Origin of the sequence: Micromonospora arborensis, assembly GCF_003205615.1 — a bacterium.
Taxonomy (GTDB): Bacteria; Actinomycetota; Actinomycetes; order Mycobacteriales; family Micromonosporaceae; genus Micromonospora; species Micromonospora arborensis.
On the sequence record NZ_PYBV01000044.1, the window covers coordinates 54,381 to 71,699 of the forward strand.

Genomic DNA, 17,319 nt, shown 5'->3' on the forward strand with positions numbered 1-17,319 from the left:
ATCCGCTGTGTCGTGCCACTTTCCAGGAGAGCGTTCCCGATGATTCCCCTGTCCTTCGCGCAGCAGCGGCTGTGGTTCCTGAGCCGGCTCGAGGAATCAGGTGCGACCTACAACATCCCGATGGTGCTGCGCCTGCGCGGTGCGCTCGATCCGGGTGCCCTGCACGCGGCGCTGACCGACGTGGTCGCCCGGCACGAGGTGCTGCGCACGATCTTCCCGGAAGCGGCGGACGGTACCCCGTTCCAGCACGTGCTCGAGGACTGGTCGGTCCCGATGCCGGTCGAGGCGGTCACCGAGGCTGCTCTGCCCGCCGCGATCGCCCGCCAGGTCGGGCACACGTTCGCGCTGGCGACCGAGATCCCGCTGTCCGCGAGGCTGTTCACCCTCGCCGTCGACGACCACGTGCTCGCCCTGGTCGTGCACCACGTGGCCGGCGACGGCTGGTCGATGGGACCACTCGCCCGCGACCTGTCGACGGCCTATCAGGCCCGGTGCTCGGGTACCGCGCCCGACTTCGAGGAACTGCCGGTCCAGTACGCGGATTACGCGCTGTGGCAACGGGACCTGCTCGGTGAGGCCGACGACCCGGACAGCGTGCTGACGACCCAACTCGACTACTGGCGGCGCGCCCTCGACGGCATCCCGGACGAACTGACCCTGCCCGGCGCCCGGCCGCGCCCGGGCGTGGCGTCACATCGCGGCGGCGTCGTCGAGGTCACGCTTGACGCCGGTCTGCACGCGCGGCTCGGCGCGTTCGCCCGCGGCGCCTCGGCCACGCCCTTCATGGTGCTGCAGGCCGGGCTGGCCGTCCTGCTGTCGCGCCTGGGCGCGGGCCCGGACATCCCGTTGGGCATGCCGGTGGCCGGACGAACCGACGACGCCCTCAACGACCTGGTCGGCTTCTTCGTCAACACGCTCGTCGTCCGGGTGCGCGTGGCCGGCGCCTTCACGGATGTCGTGCACCAGGTGCGGTCGGCAATGCTCGACGCGATGAGCCACCAGGACGTGCCGTTCGAGCGGATCGTCGAGGACCTCGCGCCGGCGCGTTCGCTCGCCCGGCACCCGCTGTTCCAGGTGATGCTTGGCATGCAGAACACCGCCACTCCGACGCTCGACCTACCGGGCGTCGAGGCCTCGCTGCTGCCAATCGGTTCGGCACCGGCCAAGTTCGACCTCGACCTGTCCTTCACCGAGCCGCCGGGCGGTGGGCTGCGCGGCCGGATCACCTATGCGGCCGACCTCTTCGACGCCGAAGCCGTGCAGGACCTCGCCGATCGGCTCGTGCACCTGCTCGACCGTGCCCTCGACCGGCCCGACCTTCCGGTCGGGGACCTCGACATCCTCACCGTGGACGAGCGCCACCGGATCCTTGTCGGCTGGAACGACACGTCCCGCTCCTATACGCCGTCAACGGTGCCGGGGCTGTTCGAGGCTCAGGCGGTGGCGACCCCGGACGCGCCCGCCGTGGATGCGGTCACCTATCGCGAGTTGAGTGAGCGGGTGGGCCGGCTGGCCGGCATTCTGGCCGCGCGTGGAGTCGGCCCGGAGACACGTGTCGCGGTCGTCTTGCCGCGCTCGGTCGACCTCGTCGTCGTCCTGCTTGCCGTGCTGAAGGCCGGCGGCGCGTACGTGCCGGTCGATCCGGACTACCCGGCCGATCGGATCGCCTTCGTCATCGCGGACGCCCGACCGGTTCTAGTGATCGACTCGTCGTTCGACCTGGGGGCTGACGGGCCCGTTCTCGAGCCGGTGCAGCTACTGCCTTCGCATCCGGCGTATGTCATCTACACCTCGGGCTCGACTGGTCGGCCCAAGGGTGTGGTCGTCAGCCATGCGGCGGTGGTCAATCAGTTCGGGTGGATGCAGCGCACGTACGGGCTGACCGCGACCGATCGGGTGCTGTTGAAGACGCCGGTCGGGTTCGACGTGTCGGTGTGGGAGTTGTTCTGGCCGCTCGTCACCGGCGCGTCGATGGTGGTTGCCCGACCGGGCGGGCACCGTGATCCGGCCTACCTGGCGGGTGTGATCCGGGATGCCGGGGTGACGGTCGTGCAGTTCGTGCCGTCGATGCTGCGCCACTTCCTGGACGATCCGGACGCGGCGTCCTGCCGTTCGTTGCGGGTGCTGATCTGCATCGGTGAGGCACTGCCGGGCGACCTGGCCGACGAGGCGCAACGCGTGCTCGGCTTGCCCGTGCAGAACCTCTACGGGCCGACCGAGGCGACCATCGCCATCACGAGTTGGGTGTGCGCCCAGCCGGCCAACCCGATGCCGATCGGCACACCGATGGACAACTCGCGTGTCTACGTGCTCGACAGGTCGATGCGGCCGGTGCCTCCGGGCGTGCCGGGGGAGCTGTATCTCGCTGGAATCCAATTGGCGCGCGGCTACTGGGCTCGGCCGGGGCTGACCGCCGAGCGGTTCGTCGCCGACCCGTACGGCCGGGGTGGCCGCCTCTACCGCACCGGCGACCTCGCGATGTGGCGGCTGGACGGCGAACTCGTCTACCTGGGCCGCACCGACGACCAGGTGAAGTTCCGAGGCTTCCGGATCGAACTGGGCGAGATCACAGCGATCCTCTCCACCCACGCCGACGTGCGGCAGGCGGCCGTGGCCGTCCACGACGACCGGCTCGTCGCCTACGTCGTCGGCGACCTCGACCCGGCAGCACTGCGCGCCCACGTGGCGGCCGCACTTCCGGAATACATGGTGCCGGCCGCCGTCGTGGCCCTGGACTCGTTGCCGCTGACCGCCAACGGCAAACTCGACCGCAAAGCCCTGCCCGCGCCCGATTTCGCCGCTTCCACGACCCGTCGCGCCCCGGCCAACCGCGACGAGGAGCTGCTCTGCCAGGCCTTCGGCGAGGTGCTCGGGCGCGACGACGTCGGCGTCGACGACAACTTCTTCGACCTCGGCGGCCACTCTCTGCTCGCCACCAAGCTCGTCAACCGCATCCGCTTTCTGCTCGGGCGCGAGACGACGGTGCGGGACCTGTTCAACGCTCCCACCGTCGCCGGCCTGGCGGGCCGGCTCGCGGCCCCCGGCCGTACGGGGATTGCTCGAAGGTCTCGCCCCGAAATCGTGCCCCTGTCGGCCGCCCAGGAACGCCTGTGGTTCCTCAACCGCCTCGAAGGGCCGAGCCCGACCTACCACCTGCCGATGGTGCTGCGCCTGATCGGCCCGCTCGACCGCGACGCGCTTGCCGCCGCGCTGACCGACGTGGTGACCCGCCACGAGGTGTTACGCACGGTCTTCCGGACCGTCGACGGTGTGCCGTGCCAACGAATTCTGCCGCCGTCCCCGGTCGAGTTCACCGACGGCGTGCCGGTCTTCGACCTGACGACCGACATCCCGCTGTGGGCAAACCTCACGTCGACCGTCCCCGACGAACACCTGCTGACGCTGGTCGTGCACCACATCGCGGGCGACGGCTGGTCACTCGCACCGCTGGCCCGCGACATCTCGACCGCCTATCAGGCCCGACTGGGCGGCACCGCACCCTCGTGGAACCCACTGCCGGTGCAGTACGCGGACTACGCGCTGTGGCAACGCGATCTGGACCTGTCGAGCCAGCTGGCTTACTGGCGGGACGCCCTCGCCGGGCTTCCGCTTGAGCTTGCGCTGCCGGCCCGCCGCCCCCGGCCCGCCGTCGCGTCCCACCGCGGCGAGATGATCGACCTGAACCTCAACGCCGCGCTCTACGCCCGCCTCACCGCCTTCGCCCGGGCCGAGAACGTCACGCCGTTCATGGTGATGCAGTCGGCGGTCGCGGTGCTGCTGTCCCGTTTGGGTGCGGGCTTCGACATTCCCCTGGGTACGCCGGTGGCCGGGCGCAACGACGAAGCCCTCAACGACCTCGTCGGCTTCTTCACCAACACCCTCGTGCTGCGCGTCGCGGTCGGCGGCACCTTCGCCGACACGGTGCGTCGCGTCCGGGAGACGAGCCTCGACGCGTTCGCCCACCAGGATGTGCCCTTCGAGCGGATCGTGGAGGAGTTGGCCCCGGACCGCTCGCTCGGCCGGCACCCGCTGTTCCAGGTGCTGCTGGCGTTCCAGAACAACGAGACCCCGGTGCTCGACCTGCCCGGACTCGCCGTCGAGCCGGTCACCCCCGGCTCGCTGCCGGCGAAGTTCGACCTCGACCTCACCTTCGCCGAGACGGCCGACGGCGGGCTACGCGGCCGTCTCGTCTACGCGACCGACCTGTACGACGCCGACGTGGCCCGCGCGCTCGCCGACCAGCTCGTCCGCCTGCTCGACCTGGCGCTCGACCGGCCCGACCGCCCGGTCACCGCGCTCGACCTGCTGACCGACGCCGAGCGGGCACAGGCCGTCGACGACAGCACCTGGCCGGTGCCCGCCGTCCTCGCGCCCCAACTGGTCGAGGCATGGGCCGCCGAGACCCCGGACGCGCCCGCCGTCGACCGGCTCACCTACCGCGAGCTGAACACGCGCGCCAACCGGCTCGCCCACTACCTGATCGGCCGCGGCGTCGGCCCGGAGGCCCTGGTTGCCCTGCGACTTCCCCGCTCGGCCGAGCAGGTCGTCGCGTGCCTGGCGGTCCTCAAGGCCGGCGGTGCCTACCTGCCGATCGATCCCGCCTATCCGGCCGAGCGCATCGCCTTCATGCTCGCCGACGCCCGCCCGGCCGTGATCCTCGACGGCCCGGTTGACACGTCCGCCTTCCCCGCCACTGACCCCGGCGTCGAGGTGCGGCCCGACCATCCCGCCTACGTCATCTACACCTCCGGCTCCACCGGCCGGCCCAAGGGCGTCGTCGTCGCCCACGGGGGCCTGGCCGCCCTCGCCGCCGCCCAGCGCGAGCACTTCGCCGTCGCCCCACGCAGCCGTGTCCTCCAGTTCGCCTCGCCCAGCTTCGACGCCGCCGTCTCGGAATGGGCGATGACGTTGTGCGCGGGCGCCCACCTCGTCGTCGGGACGAAGGACGACCTGATGCCGGGCGAGGCGCTGCGCCGCACCGTCGCCGAGCACGCCATCACCCATGTGACGCTGCCCCCGGCTGTGCTCGCCGTCCAGGACCCGGCCGGCTTCGAAACGGTGACCACGCTGATCTCGGCCGGCGAGGCGCTGCCGGCCGACGTGGCCGAGCGCTGGCGGCCCGGCCGTCGGTTGATCAACGCGTACGGCCCGACCGAGGCCACCGTGTGCGCCACCGCGAGCGAGCCGCTGACGGTTGGGGAGAGGCCCTCGATCGGCGTTGCGATCGCCGGGGTACGCGCGTACGTGCTGGACGCCGGTCTGCGGCCGGTGCCACCCGACGTGCCCGGCGAGCTGTACGTGGCTGGTCTCGGACTGGCCCGCGGCTACCTTGGTCGGCCCGGCCTGAGCGCCGAGCGTTTCGTCGCCAACCCGTTCCGCCGCGGCGAGCGCATGTACCGCACCGGTGACCTGGCCCGCCGTCGCCCCGACGGCATCCTCGACTTCCTCGGCCGCACCGACTTCCAGGTCAAGGTGCGCGGCTTCCGTGTTGAGCCCGGCGAGGTCGAGGCCGCGCTGCTCGGTTTCGCGGGGGTGCGGCAGGCGGCCGTGCTGGCCCGCGCCGACCGGCTTGTCGCCTACGTGGTCGGCGACATCGACGTGGCGGCGCTTCGCGCGCATGCGGCGCGAACCGTGCCGGAGCACATGGTGCCCGCCGCCGTGGTGGTGCTGGAGGCGTTGCCGCTGACCACGAACGGCAAGCTCGACCGCGTTGCCCTGCCCGACCCGACCTTCGAGACTGGCCACCGGGAACCGGCGACGCCCCAGGAGGAACTGCTCGCTCGGGCGTTCGCGGCCGTGCTGGGTCGCGAGCGGGTCGGCGTCGACGACAACTTCTTCACGCTCGGCGGGCACTCGCTGCTCGCCACCCGCCTGGTCGCCCGAATCCGGTCGGTCCTCGGCGTGGATGTGCCGCTACGGCAACTGTTCGAGGCACCGACGGTGGCTGCGCTCGCCGGGCGGCTCTCCCTCGCCGGAGGATCGCGGCCCGCCTTGACGCCGCGAGCCCGGCCCTCGACCGTGCCACTCTCCTTGGCGCAGCAACGGCTGTGGTTTCTCAACCGGCTCGACGGGGCTGCCGCCTACAACATCCCAATGGTGCTGCGCCTGACCGGGCCGCTCGACCGGGACGCCCTCGCCGCCGCGCTGACCGACGTGGTGACCCGTCACGAGGTGCTGCGCACGGTGTTCCCGCTGGTCGACGGGGTGCCGGGCCAGCGCGTCGAGCCGCCGTCGGTCGCCTTCCGCGAGGTGTCGCCGGCCGAGCCGTTCGACCTGACCACGGAAGTCCCGCTGCGGGTCGGGCTGACTTCGATCGGGCCGGACGAGCACCGACTGGCGCTGGTCGTGCACCACATCGCCGGCGACGGCTCGTCGTTGGCACCGCTCGCCCGGGACATCTCGACCGCGTACGCGGCCCGGCTGCGCGGCGCCGTGCCCTCCTGGACTCCGTTGCCGGTGCAGTATGCGGACTACGCCCTGTGGCAGCGCGAGCTGGACCTGTCGGAGCAGTTGGCGTACTGGCGGGACGCCCTTGCCGGGCTTCCGCCGGAGCTGACCCTGCCGGCGAGCCGGCCCCGCCCTGCGATTGCCTCGCACCGCGGGGCAGCGGTCGACTTCGCGGTCGACGTGAACCTGCACGCCCGGCTCACCGAGTTCGCCCGCACCGAAGGTGTCACGCCGTTCATGGTGATGCAGTCGGCGGTCGCCGTGCTGCTGTCGCGCCTGGGTGCAGGGTCCGACATTCCCTTGGGTACGCCGGTGGCCGGGCGCGACGATGAGGCCCTGCACGACCTCGTCGGCTTCTTCGTCAACACGCTCGTCCTGCGGGTCGAGGTCGGCGGCACCTTCTCGCAATTGGTGCGCCGCGTACGTGAGTCCACGTTGGATGCCTTCGCCCACCAGGATGTGCCGTTCGAGCAGGTCGTGGAGGAACTGGCCCCGGCCCGCTCGCTCGGCCGACACCCGTTGTTCCAGGTGATGCTGACGTTCCAGAACACCGAGACGCCCGTGCTCGACCTGCCCGGCCTCGCCGTCGAAGCCATGCCAGCGGGTACGACGCCGGTCAAGTTCGACCTCGACCTCACCTTCGCCGAGAAGACCGGCGGCGGGCTGCGCGGGCGGATCGCGTACGCCACCGACCTGTTCGACGCCGACGTGATCGAGGCGATGGCCGGGCGGCTGGTGCGCGTGCTCGACGCGCTCATCGCCCGGCCGGAGCAGCCCGTGGATGCGGTCGACGTGCTGTCGGCCGGGGAGCGGGAGCAGATCCTGGACGGCTGGAACGACACGGACGTCGCCGTTTCGTGGTCCTCGGTCGCCGAGATGGTCGAGGCGCGGGTCGCGGCGGCGCCGGACGCGCCGGCCGTCGACGGGATCACCTACCGGGAGCTGAACTCGCGGGCCAACCGGTTGGCGCGGCGGCTGGTCGCGGATGGGGCCGGGCCGGAGTCGATCGTCGCGGTGCGACTGCCCCGGTCGGCCGACCTGGTGGTCGCGCTGCTGGCGGTGCTGAAGGCGGGGGCGGCCTATCTGCCGATCGACCCGGACTATCCGGCCGAGCGGATCGGGCTCATCCTCGACGAGGCGCGACCGATTGCGGTGATCGACGAGGTGGTCGTGCCGGACGGGCCCGACCATGACCTCGGCGTGCGGGTGTTGCCGGAGCATCCGGCGTATGTCATCTACACCTCTGGTTCGACCGGCCGTCCCAAGGGCGTCGTGATCCGGCAGGCGGGGATGGTCAACTATCTGGCTCGGGCTTCGGCCGTCTATCCGGGGCTGGCTGATGAGGCTCGGTTCCATTCGTCGGTTGGGTTCGACACGACGGTGACGTCGGTGTTCGGTGCCCTGGTCGCGGGTGGCCGCGTGGTGACCGAGGAGCGGCGTACGGCGTTCTTGAAGGTCACCCCGGGGCATCTGGCTGCTTTGTCCGACATTCCGGAGAAGCTGCTCATGGTGGGTGGTGAGGCGCTGCGCTATGACCAGCTTCCCGCCGGGGTGTCGGTGGTCAACAGCTACGGTCCGACGGAGACGACGGTGGCGTGTACCGACTTCATGGTCGACGGCCCTGGTGACGGTGTTGTGCCGATCGGCCGTCCGATGTGGAATACCCGCGTCTACGTGCTCGATGCCGCGTTGCGTCCGGTTCCGCCCGGTGTGGCAGGAGAGTTGTACGTCGCGGGCGCCGGTCTGGCGCGGGGTTATCTCGGCCGTCCGGCGTTGACGGCGGAGCGGTTCGTGGCGTGCCCGTTCGGCGGAGGCGGCCGGATGTATCGCACCGGTGATCTGGTGACGTGGCGGCCGGACGGTGTGCTGGAGTTCCTGGGCCGCACCGACGACCAGGTGAAGGTGCGCGGCTATCGCATCGAACTCGGCGAGGTCGAAGCGGCGATTGCCGCGCACCCAGAGGTCCGACAGGCCGCGGTGACCGTGCACGGCCAGCAGGTCGTGGCCTACGTCGTGCCGGCCGTCGACCCGCAGGAGCTGCGCCGGTTCGTGGCCCGCACGCTGCCCGACTACATGGTCCCCGCCGCCGTCGTCGCCCTGACCGAGCTGCCGCTCACCGTCAACGGCAAGGTCGACCGTCGCTCCCTGCCCGCCCCGGACTACGCCGCAGCCGTCACCGGCCGGGCACCACGTGGGCACCGGGAACGGGTCGTGTGCGAGGTGTTCGCCGATGTGCTGGGCCTCGAGCAGGTCGGTGCCGACGACGACTTCTTCGCCCTCGGCGGGCACTCGCTGCTCGCCATCACCCTCATCGAGCGGCTGCGCGAGCGAGATGTCACGGTCGACGTCCGCACGCTGTTCCTCAACCCCACGCCCGCCGGTCTCGCCGGCAGTACGGGCCGGGCCGAGGTGGCGATCCCGCCGCGCCGTCCACTGTCCCGTCCGTTGACGCCCGAGATGTTCCCGCTGGTCGACCTCACCGCCGACGAGGTGGCCCTGCTGCCCGACGACGTGGTCGACGTCTACCCCCTCGCGCCGCTGCAGGAGGGCATGTACTTCCACCACCTGATGAACCGGGAGAACGACGTCTACGTCCTGCCGGTCGAACTCGCCTTCGACTCGCGACAACGCCTCGACGCCTTCGTGGCCGCCCTGCAACAGGTCGTGGACCGGCACGAGATCCTGCGCACCTCGATCCGCAGTTTCCGCGAACCCGTCCAGATCGTCCACGAGAAGGCGACAATCCCGGTCTCGTACGGGGAGAACGTGCCGATGGACCTGACCCAGGCCCCGTTGCTGCGGGTCAACGTCGTCGGTGACCGGGCGGTTGTGCGGATCCACCACATCGTGCAGGACCACACCGCCCTCGACGTGCTGCTCGGCGAGGTGCGCGCCTTCCTCGACGGAACGGCCGGTCACCTGCCCGAGCCGGTGCCGTTCCGCGACTTCGTGGCCCGCGCCCGACTGGGCGCCGACGACCACGAGGAGCACTTCCGAGCCGTGCTGGGCGACGTCGAGGAACCGACCGCACCATACGGCCTGCTAAACGTCCAGGGCGACGGCTCCGGCGTCACCGAGGCGTCACGGGCGCTGCCCGCCGAACTGGCCGCCGCCATCCGGGAGGCCGCTCGCCGCCACCGCACCACCCCGGCGGTTGTGCTGCACGCCGCCTGGGCGCACGTGTTGGCCGCGATCACCGGGCGGTCGGACGTGGTGTTCGGAACCGTCCTGTTCGGACGCATGAGCGCCGTGGGCGGGGAGCGGACGCCGGGGCTGTTCATGAACACGCTGCCGCTGCGGATCGACGTCGACGCTTCGAACATGGTGGACCACGTGCGCGAGCAGCTGGCAGACCTGCAGGCGCACGAGCACGCGCCGCTCGCCGTCGCCCAGCGGGCCGCCCCCGCCAACCCTCTCTTCACCACGCTGCTGAACTACCGGCACAACACGCCGGCGCCGGGAACCGGCGGGCTCGACGGCATCCGATTGCTGAGCGTGCGGGAGCGCACCAACTACCCCATCGCCGTGATGATCGAGGACGGCGGAGCAGGATTCATCGTCACCGTTCAGGCGGCTGCGCCCGCCTCGCCGCGGCTGCTGTGCGACATGGTCGAGACCGCGGTCGCCGGGCTGGTCGACGGGAAGCGGCCCGAGACGCTTCCGGCCATACTGCGCGACGAGATCCTGCACGGCTGGAACGACACCACCCGGTCCTGTCAGCCGGCGACCCTGCCCGAGCTCTTCGAGACCCAAGCGGCGGCAACCCCGGACGCGCCGGCCGTGGATGCGGTCACCTATCGGGAGTTGAGCGGGCGGGTGAGCCGGTTGGCCGGTGTGCTGGCCGCGTTTGGAGTCGGCCCGGAGACCCGGGTGGCTGTGGTATTGCCCCGCTCGGTGGACTTGATTGTCGTTCTGCTGGCCGTGATGAAGGCCGGCGGCGCGTACGTGCCGATCGACCCGGACTATCCGGCCGACCGGATCGCCTTTGTCATCGCGGACGCCCGGCCCGTGCTGGTGATCGACGAAGACTTCGACCTGAGTGCTGAAGGCCCTTCGCTCGGCCCGGTGGATCTGCGTCCCTCGCACCCGGCGTACGTCATGTACACGTCGGGTTCGACGGGTCGTCCGAAAGGTGTGGTGGTCACGCATGAGGCGGTGGTCAACCAGTTCGGGTGGATGCAGCGCACGTACGGCCTGACCGCCGACGACCGGATGCTGTTGAAGACCCCGGTCGGGTTCGACGTGTCGGTGTGGGAGCTGTTCTGGCCGCTCGTCACCGGCGCGTCGGTGGTGGTTGCCCGGCCCGGCGGCCACCGCGATCCGGCGTACCTGGCGGGTGTGATCCGCGATGCCGGGGTGACGGTCGTGCAATTCGTGCCGTCGATGCTGCGGTTGTTCCTCGACGATCCGGCCGCGGCGTCGTGCCGCAGCCTGCGAGTGCTGATCTGCATCGGCGAAGCCCTACCGGGCGAACTGGCCGAGGAAGCCCACAAGGTACTCGGTCTGCCGGTGCAGAACCTCTACGGGCCGACCGAGGCGACCATCGCGGTCACCGGCTGGGAATGCGATCAGCCCGGCGCCGCCCCGATCGGCACACCGATGGACAACACCCGCGTCTACGTGCTCGACAAGTCCCTTCGGCCGGTGCCCCCGGGCGTACCGGGGGAGTTGTATCTCGCGGGAATCCAACTGGCCCGCGGTTACTGGGACCGGCCGGGGCTGACCGCCGAGCGGTTCGTCGCCGACCCGTACGGCCGCGGCGGTCGTCTCTACCGCACCGGCGACGTCGCCATGTGGCGGCCGGACGGCGTGCTGGACTTCCTGGGCCGTACGGATGATCAGGTGAAGTTGCGCGGCTTCCGGATCGAGCTGGGGGAGATCGAGACCGCGCTGCGCGGCTTCGGCGAGGTGCGGCAGGCCGCTGTGGTAGTCCGTGACTCGCGGCTCGTCGCCTACGTGGTCGGGGCGGTCGACCCGGTGGCGTTGCGGGCGTACGTGGGATCGACGCTGCCCGAATACATGGTGCCCGCGACCGTGGTCCTGCTGGACGCGCTGCCGCTGACGGCGAACGGCAAACTCGACCGGCGAGCGTTGCCGCTCCCCGACTTCGCGGTGGCCACCGACCGCCGAGCGGCCTCCACGCGCGAAGAGGAAGTGCTCTGTCAAGCCTTCGCTGCCGTGCTCGGGCTCGACGAGGTCGGTGTCGACGACAACTTCTTCGACCTCGGAGGCCACTCTCTGCTCGCCACCCGGGTCGTCCAGCGAGTCCGCGCTAGCCTCGGGGTCGAGCCGTCCCTAGCCGACCTGTTCCGCTACCCGACGGCCGCGCTGCTCGCCCCCAGACTGGGCGCGCACCGCCGGCCCGACCCGTTCCGGCCGGTCCTCCCGCTGCAGACCGAGGGCACTCTCGCGCCGCTGTTCTGCCTGCCTCCGGCGAGCGGTCTGAGCTGGAGCTACGCCGGCCTGGTCGAGCATCTTGACGACCGGCCGATCTACGGGTTGCAGGCCCCGATGCTCGACGGCGAGCACCCCGGCGGCAGCATGGACGAGGCGGTCGCCTGGTATCTCGAGCAGCTGCGATCGGCGCAGCCCACCGGCCCCTACCATCTGCTCGGCTGGTCGGCCGGGGGCAACATCGCCCACGCGCTCGCGGTCGAACTGCAACGCCAGGGCCAAAAGGTCGCGCTGCTCGTGCTCCTCGATTCCTATCCCGGTGCAGAGGGCCACGAGGCAATCGCCGCGTCGGAGCACGATCTGCTGGCGGCGCTGCTGCGCGCAGCGGGGGCGAGCCCGGGGGAGGAGACCCTGACGGTGCCCGGGGCGGTGCGAGCCCTGCGCGACGCCGACCTGCCCTGGCCGGTCGGCGAACAGCACGTTCGCGCCTTCCTGCGCAACACCCGCAGCAATCTGCGAGTGCAGCACAGCATCGTGCCGGGGCTTTTCGACGGCGACATCGTCCACTTCACCGCCCTGCAGGGACGCTTCACCCCCGAGCAGGCGGAGCAGAGCTGGCAGGCGCATGCGACCGGCGGCGTTCAGGCGTACCCGGTCGCCTCCGACCATGCGGGCATGTGCGCTCGCGGTCCGCTCGGCGAGATCGGTGACGTCCTTGCCGGTCTACTGTGAGGGCCTTCCTGGTCATCTGGCTGGGCCGGGTGATCGGCGTCGTCGGAGCCAAGGCGAGCGCGTTCGCCCTCAGCCTGTGGGTCTATCAGCAGACCGGCTCGATCACCCAGTTCTCGCTGAGCCTGTTCGTGAGCTTCGTGCCGGGGCTGCTGCTGTCCCCGGTCGCCGGCGTCCTCATTGACCGCCACAGCCGGCGGACAATTTTGGCGGGCGCCGACACGGCCGTCCTCGCGGCAGGGGTGGCTCTGCTGGCCGCACAGGCCACGGGCCACCTCGCGGTGTGGCAGATCTACGCCGTCGTCGCCGTCCAGTCGGCCTGTGCCACCTTCCAATGGCCGGCGCTCTCCGCCGCCGTCACCGACCTCGTAGCGCCCGACCAGCGCAGCCGCGCGGCCGCCATGACCCAGACCGGACTGTCGGTCGCACAGTTGCTCGGCCCGACCCTGTCCACAGCGCTGATGCACACCGGCGGCCTGTCCGCGGTCCTCGTCGCCGACACCACCACGGCGCTGGTCGGACTGCTGACCCTTGCCGTTGTCCGCATCCCGGGCACCGCCACCAGAGGTCCCAGGGCACGGCCGGGCTATCGGGCCGAGCTCCGGGTGGGCCGCCGACTGATCGGCGCCGACCGCCACCTCACCTACCTGCTGCGCCTGACAGCCGTCCTCTTCGCTTGCCAATCGGCCGCGCCTGTCATCATGCTGCCGCTGATCGTGGCGGGAATCCCGATCGAGCGGCAGAGCCTGTCCGTCGCGGCGGTCAGCACGGCGGCCGGGCTCGGGCTGGCCGCGGCGAGCCTGGCGATGGCCGTCCTGCCGCAGCCTCGCATGCCCCTGGTATGGGCCCGCACGGCCACGGTGGTCAGCGCCGTCGCCGCTTTGGTGGCCGGCTTGGTTCCCGGCGGCACCGCGGTGCTCACCGCCGCCGCGTTCGTCTTCTCGGCCGGGGTGCCCGTGGTCGTTTCCAGCAGTCAAGGCGTCTGGCAGGAGGCCACGGAACCCGGCGTGCAGGGCCGGGTGTTCGCGCTGCGGCGAATGGTGGTCCAGGCCGCGACGATGGCCGGTCTGCCGCTGGCGGGACTGCTGATGGCGTACGTCGGCACACCGCTTGTCACCCACCTGGCCGGACCTCTCCGGGCGGTCTTTCCCACCGGCTCGGGCCTGCTGTTGTGCTGCGTGGGCGTCACTCTGCTCACGGTGTCCCTGCCCAACCCCCACCCCCGGCCAGTTCTGGCCGACGATCCGTTTGGAGTCGCCACGTAATGGCCCTCGGCCCCTGGTTCCGCCGCTTCCAGCCGACCGGGACCCCAGCTCACCGCCTGGTCTGCTTCCCGCACGCGGGCGGCGCGGCGAGCTTCTTCTTCCCCACCGCCCAGGCGCTCGCCCCCGTCGCCGACGTGCTGGCCGTGCAATACCCCGGTCGGCACGACCGCCTGGCCGAGCCCGGCCTGACCGACATCGGCGCGCTGGCTGACGCGGTGTACGCCGCGATGATCGACCTGCCGGCGATTCCGCTCACCCTGTTCGGCCACAGTATGGGAGCCGTCGTCGCCTACGAGGTGGCCCGCCGCCTCCGCCGGGCCCAGCCCGGCGCGGCACTGCACTTGGTCGTCTCGGGCCGCCGAGCGCCGCACCTGGGCCGCCGCGACGATCCCCGCCTGGACGACGACAAGGCCCTGCTGGCTCATGTGCGAGCGCTGGGCGGCACGGCGGACGACCTGCTCGACGACGCCGACCTGTGCGAGCTGATCCTGCCCGCGCTGCGCGCCGACTACCAGGCTGTCAGCGCCTACGAATGGGCCGCCGACGGGCAGCCGCCGCCGTGCTCGATCACCGCACTGACCGGCGACCAGGACCCGTACGCCACGCCCTTCGAGGTCGAGGCCTGGCGGCAGCACTCCAGAGACCCATTCGTCCTTGAGGTCCTTCCTGGCAAGCACTTTTACCTGGTCGACCAGACCGCCGCAGTGCACCGGATCCTACGAGACCGGCTGACCCGGACTGAGTGAGCCCGTTTCATCCGGCGTAGCGGTCTGCTTGGACGCCGTGCCCGCCCGCAGCAATTGGATGATCTCCATGTGGAGATCATCGCGGAGTTCGGCGCGGCAACTTCCGCCAGGGAACCACCGGACGCCGTTTCGATGATCGTCGTCGAGGTGGCATGCTGAGTGGTGGTGGCGTGCGACTGCGGGACGATGTTCTCGATCAGTTACTGCTTATCTGCACTTGGGTGGGGAAGCAACTGAAGACACGATCCGTGTCGCATGAATTGGGTCTGCCTTGGCCCCACGTCATGGTCAGAATCTCAAGCGCGGCGTCACTCAGGGTAGTTGATAGACGCCGAGCGCCACCTCGGTCACCTGCCCGCTTCTGTCGATGTGCGGACGTTCACATGGGCGGCATGGCGGCCTTGGGTGCAACTGCATGAGAGCATAAAGATCATGGAGGTCAGGACCGGAACCGCACAGGACACCTTACGTGTCGCAAGCCTGCACACCGACAGTTGGCAGGCAGCGTATGCCGGACTGATGCCGGCCAGCTACTTGGACGGCCCGCTGCGGGACCAGCAGGCAGACATGTGGAAGAGCCGGCTGGCGGCCGCGAATCAGCGCGACGGAGACACGGATGGCGGCCACCTGCTGATCGCCGAGCACGGCATCGACCTACTCGGCTTCGCCTACCTCATCCCCGGCCCCGACGGACGGATCCTGCTCGACAACCTGCACGTCGATCCGGCATGCACCGGCGGCGGTATCGGACGCTACTTGCTACGGCACGCCTTTACCTGGGCGGCTACCACCCACCCTGGCCAACCCGTGTATCTGGAAGTGCTACGCGACAACACCCGCGCGATAGCCTTCTACACCAAGGCTGGCGGGCACGCCACAGCGGCCCGCATGGTGCGCTTCCCCGCGGGGTTCGAGTTGCCCGAGATTGAATACACCTGGGATGCAGAAGCCATCAGCGCCTACGCTGCATGAAGCGGGCTGGATCTACCCAGGGTCATGTAATCCGTAATGCTGTGCACATGAGTAGTCCTGTCATCGCCGCTGGACGGCGACACTCGTTGGGGCTGTGTGCCGACGGTGCCGTGGTTGCGGCCGGCACGGGGACATCTGGTGAGTGTCGAGTCGAAGACTGGATCCAAGTGGTCGCCGTGGCGGCGGGCAACGTGCATACGGCGTCGAACACTGGACGGTCCCACAGCGTCGGCCTCCGCGCGGACGGCACTGTGATGGCGAGGGGCTGGAACGGTGACGGACAGTGTGACGTCGCGTCATGGCGCGACGTCATCCTTGTCGCCGCGGGCTGGCGCCGCACCTTGGGGCTAGTTGGTGACGGCACCGTGCTGGCTGCCGGACGGCTCCGCGAGGGAGCATGCAACGTGAGCCAATGGCGTGAGATTGTAGCGTTGGCTTGTGGCGACTGGCATTCGGTGGGCCTCAGAGCCGATGGGACCACCGTTGCCGTGGGGAACGATCGCCGTGGGCAGTGCGCGGTCGACACGTGGCGTGACGTTGCCGCCGTCGCCGCCGGCTACCTTCACACGGTCGGTCTCACCAACGACGGACGCGTCTTTGCGGTCGGGGATCAATCGGCGGGCGCCTGTGACGTCAGTGCTTGGAGGGACGTTGTGGCAGTGGCGGCTGGGAGCTACCACACCGTCGGAGTCACCGCAGGTGGCCGAGTCGTGGCCGTGGGCAGCAAAGATTCCGGCCAGTGCGACGTAGCCGACTGGCGTGAGATCGTCGCGGTGGCGGCCGGATCCACCCACACTCTCGGACTACGCGCGGACGGGACAGTTGTCGCCGCCGGAAACAACGAGCACGGTCAGTGCGACATAACCGGCTGGGACGCGATCCGGTCGCCTAACTAGATGCTGCACGGAGGCTTGCACTGCTGCCGGTCCCGGGCCAACATCCTCATCTAGCCGCAATCCGGGTGCTCGCTACCCATACCGCGGTGACACTCGGTAGTCGGGAAATGAGCCGCCTGGTGGGGCCAGATGAGACCGTCACACCAGCCGCCCGACGGGCGGCGGCGGGGCCAGACCGCGCCGTCCGGGTGGGGCCGAGCGGGACCGTCAGAATCAGTGCACAAGCGCCTCAACGCGGCGCTCGCCGCCTGAACACGCCCGGGCTAGTCGTCGTTCGGCAGGTACCAGCCGTGTTCGCGGCGCCTGGTGGTTGCGTCCGGGTTGTCGCGCTCGTAGGCCTCGTTGGCGCGGCGCGTCATCTCTTCGTCGTAGCGGTGCAGCTCGTTGTAGAGGTTCGACGCCTCGCCGACATTGTCGCTGGACACATAGCGCTGTCGCAACGCCTCGCGCTCGTCTTCGAGTTCCGCGTCGGACATTGGGCGGAGGCTACCCAAGCCGCGTGCGATGGAGTCGAAGATGCCCATGCGCAGATGCTGACACGCCGGGGGTTGGCGGGCAAGGAAGCTGCATAGGCCCCACTCCGAATCGGTCCAGCTACGACCGCCAGGTGACGCGCACCGTGTCCGGCTCGAACCCCTTGCGCCCACGTGGCGCGTAGCACTGAGACCGGGACGGGATTGCGCACCGGGCCACGACCGTGACGAGCGTGGAACTGGTAGAACCCGCTGACCACCGATAGCGCGTGGTTGATCGTCGACGGCGTATAGCCCGCCTGCAGAGCCGACTTGCCCGTCTTCGGATTCGCCGACCCGGCAGGCGGCGCACCCGGATCCGACCGCTGCCTCTGCGGATTCTTGGCCGAGCGGAGCC

Annotated in this window: 6 protein-coding genes; 5 read left to right on the plus strand and 1 reads right to left on the minus strand. The window is 70.4% G+C overall.

Features of this window, described 5'->3' with window-relative positions:
* Positions 1-39 precede the first annotated feature (39 nt).
* The 5 genes from C7C45_RS28310 to C7C45_RS35915 all read left to right on the plus strand — a co-directional run bounded on the left by C7C45_RS28310 (position 40) and on the right by C7C45_RS35915 (position 16,449).
* Positions 40-12,573, plus strand: a complete 12,534-nt coding sequence (locus C7C45_RS28310) for an amino acid adenylation domain-containing protein (RefSeq protein ID WP_110567126.1) — start codon at positions 40-42, stop codon at positions 12,571-12,573.
* On the plus strand, positions 12,570-13,835 hold the full coding sequence (locus tag C7C45_RS28315) for an MFS transporter (protein ID WP_110567128.1): 1,266 nt from the start codon (positions 12,570-12,572) through the stop codon (positions 13,833-13,835). Before C7C45_RS28310 ends, C7C45_RS28315 begins: the two co-directional genes overlap by 4 nt.
* Positions 13,835-14,581, plus strand: coding sequence for a thioesterase II family protein (locus tag C7C45_RS28320; protein ID WP_110567130.1), 747 nt, complete (start codon positions 13,835-13,837; stop codon positions 14,579-14,581). The genes C7C45_RS28315 and C7C45_RS28320 overlap by 1 nt, the downstream gene beginning before the upstream one ends.
* Before the next feature lie 432 nt (positions 14,582-15,013).
* Positions 15,014-15,553 carry a GNAT family N-acetyltransferase gene (locus C7C45_RS28325; protein WP_110567161.1) on the plus strand — a complete coding sequence of 180 codons (540 nt, stop codon included), beginning with the start codon at positions 15,014-15,016 and terminating at the stop codon, positions 15,551-15,553.
* Between the two features lie 47 nt (positions 15,554-15,600).
* Positions 15,601-16,449 (plus strand): RCC1 domain-containing protein, encoded by an 849-nt coding sequence (locus C7C45_RS35915; RefSeq protein ID WP_110567163.1) that lies wholly within the window; start codon positions 15,601-15,603, stop codon positions 16,447-16,449.
* A 263-nt stretch (positions 16,450-16,712) separates the two neighbouring features.
* Here C7C45_RS35915 and C7C45_RS28335 read toward each other — a convergent pair whose 3' ends face one another.
* Positions 16,713-16,973, minus strand: coding sequence for a hypothetical protein (locus C7C45_RS28335; protein WP_091632556.1), 261 nt, complete (start codon positions 16,971-16,973; stop codon positions 16,713-16,715).
* Between the last annotated feature and the right edge of the window lie 346 nt (positions 16,974-17,319).

What these genes read in the sequence shown, in the direction of transcription:
- C7C45_RS35915 (WP_110567163.1), top strand. Translation starts at nt 15,601, where the DNA reads ATGAGTAGTCCTGTCATCGCCGCTGGACGGCGACACTCGTTGGGGCTG.
- C7C45_RS28335 (WP_091632556.1), bottom strand. Translation starts at nt 16,973, where the DNA reads ATGGGCATCTTCGACTCCATCGCACGCGGCTTGGGTAGCCTCCGCCCA.
- C7C45_RS28320 (WP_110567130.1), top strand. Translation starts at nt 13,835, where the DNA reads ATGGCCCTCGGCCCCTGGTTCCGCCGCTTCCAGCCGACCGGGACCCCA.
- C7C45_RS28325 (WP_110567161.1), top strand. Translation starts at nt 15,014, where the DNA reads ATGGAGGTCAGGACCGGAACCGCACAGGACACCTTACGTGTCGCAAGC.
- C7C45_RS28310 (WP_110567126.1), top strand. Translation starts at nt 40, where the DNA reads ATGATTCCCCTGTCCTTCGCGCAGCAGCGGCTGTGGTTCCTGAGCCGG.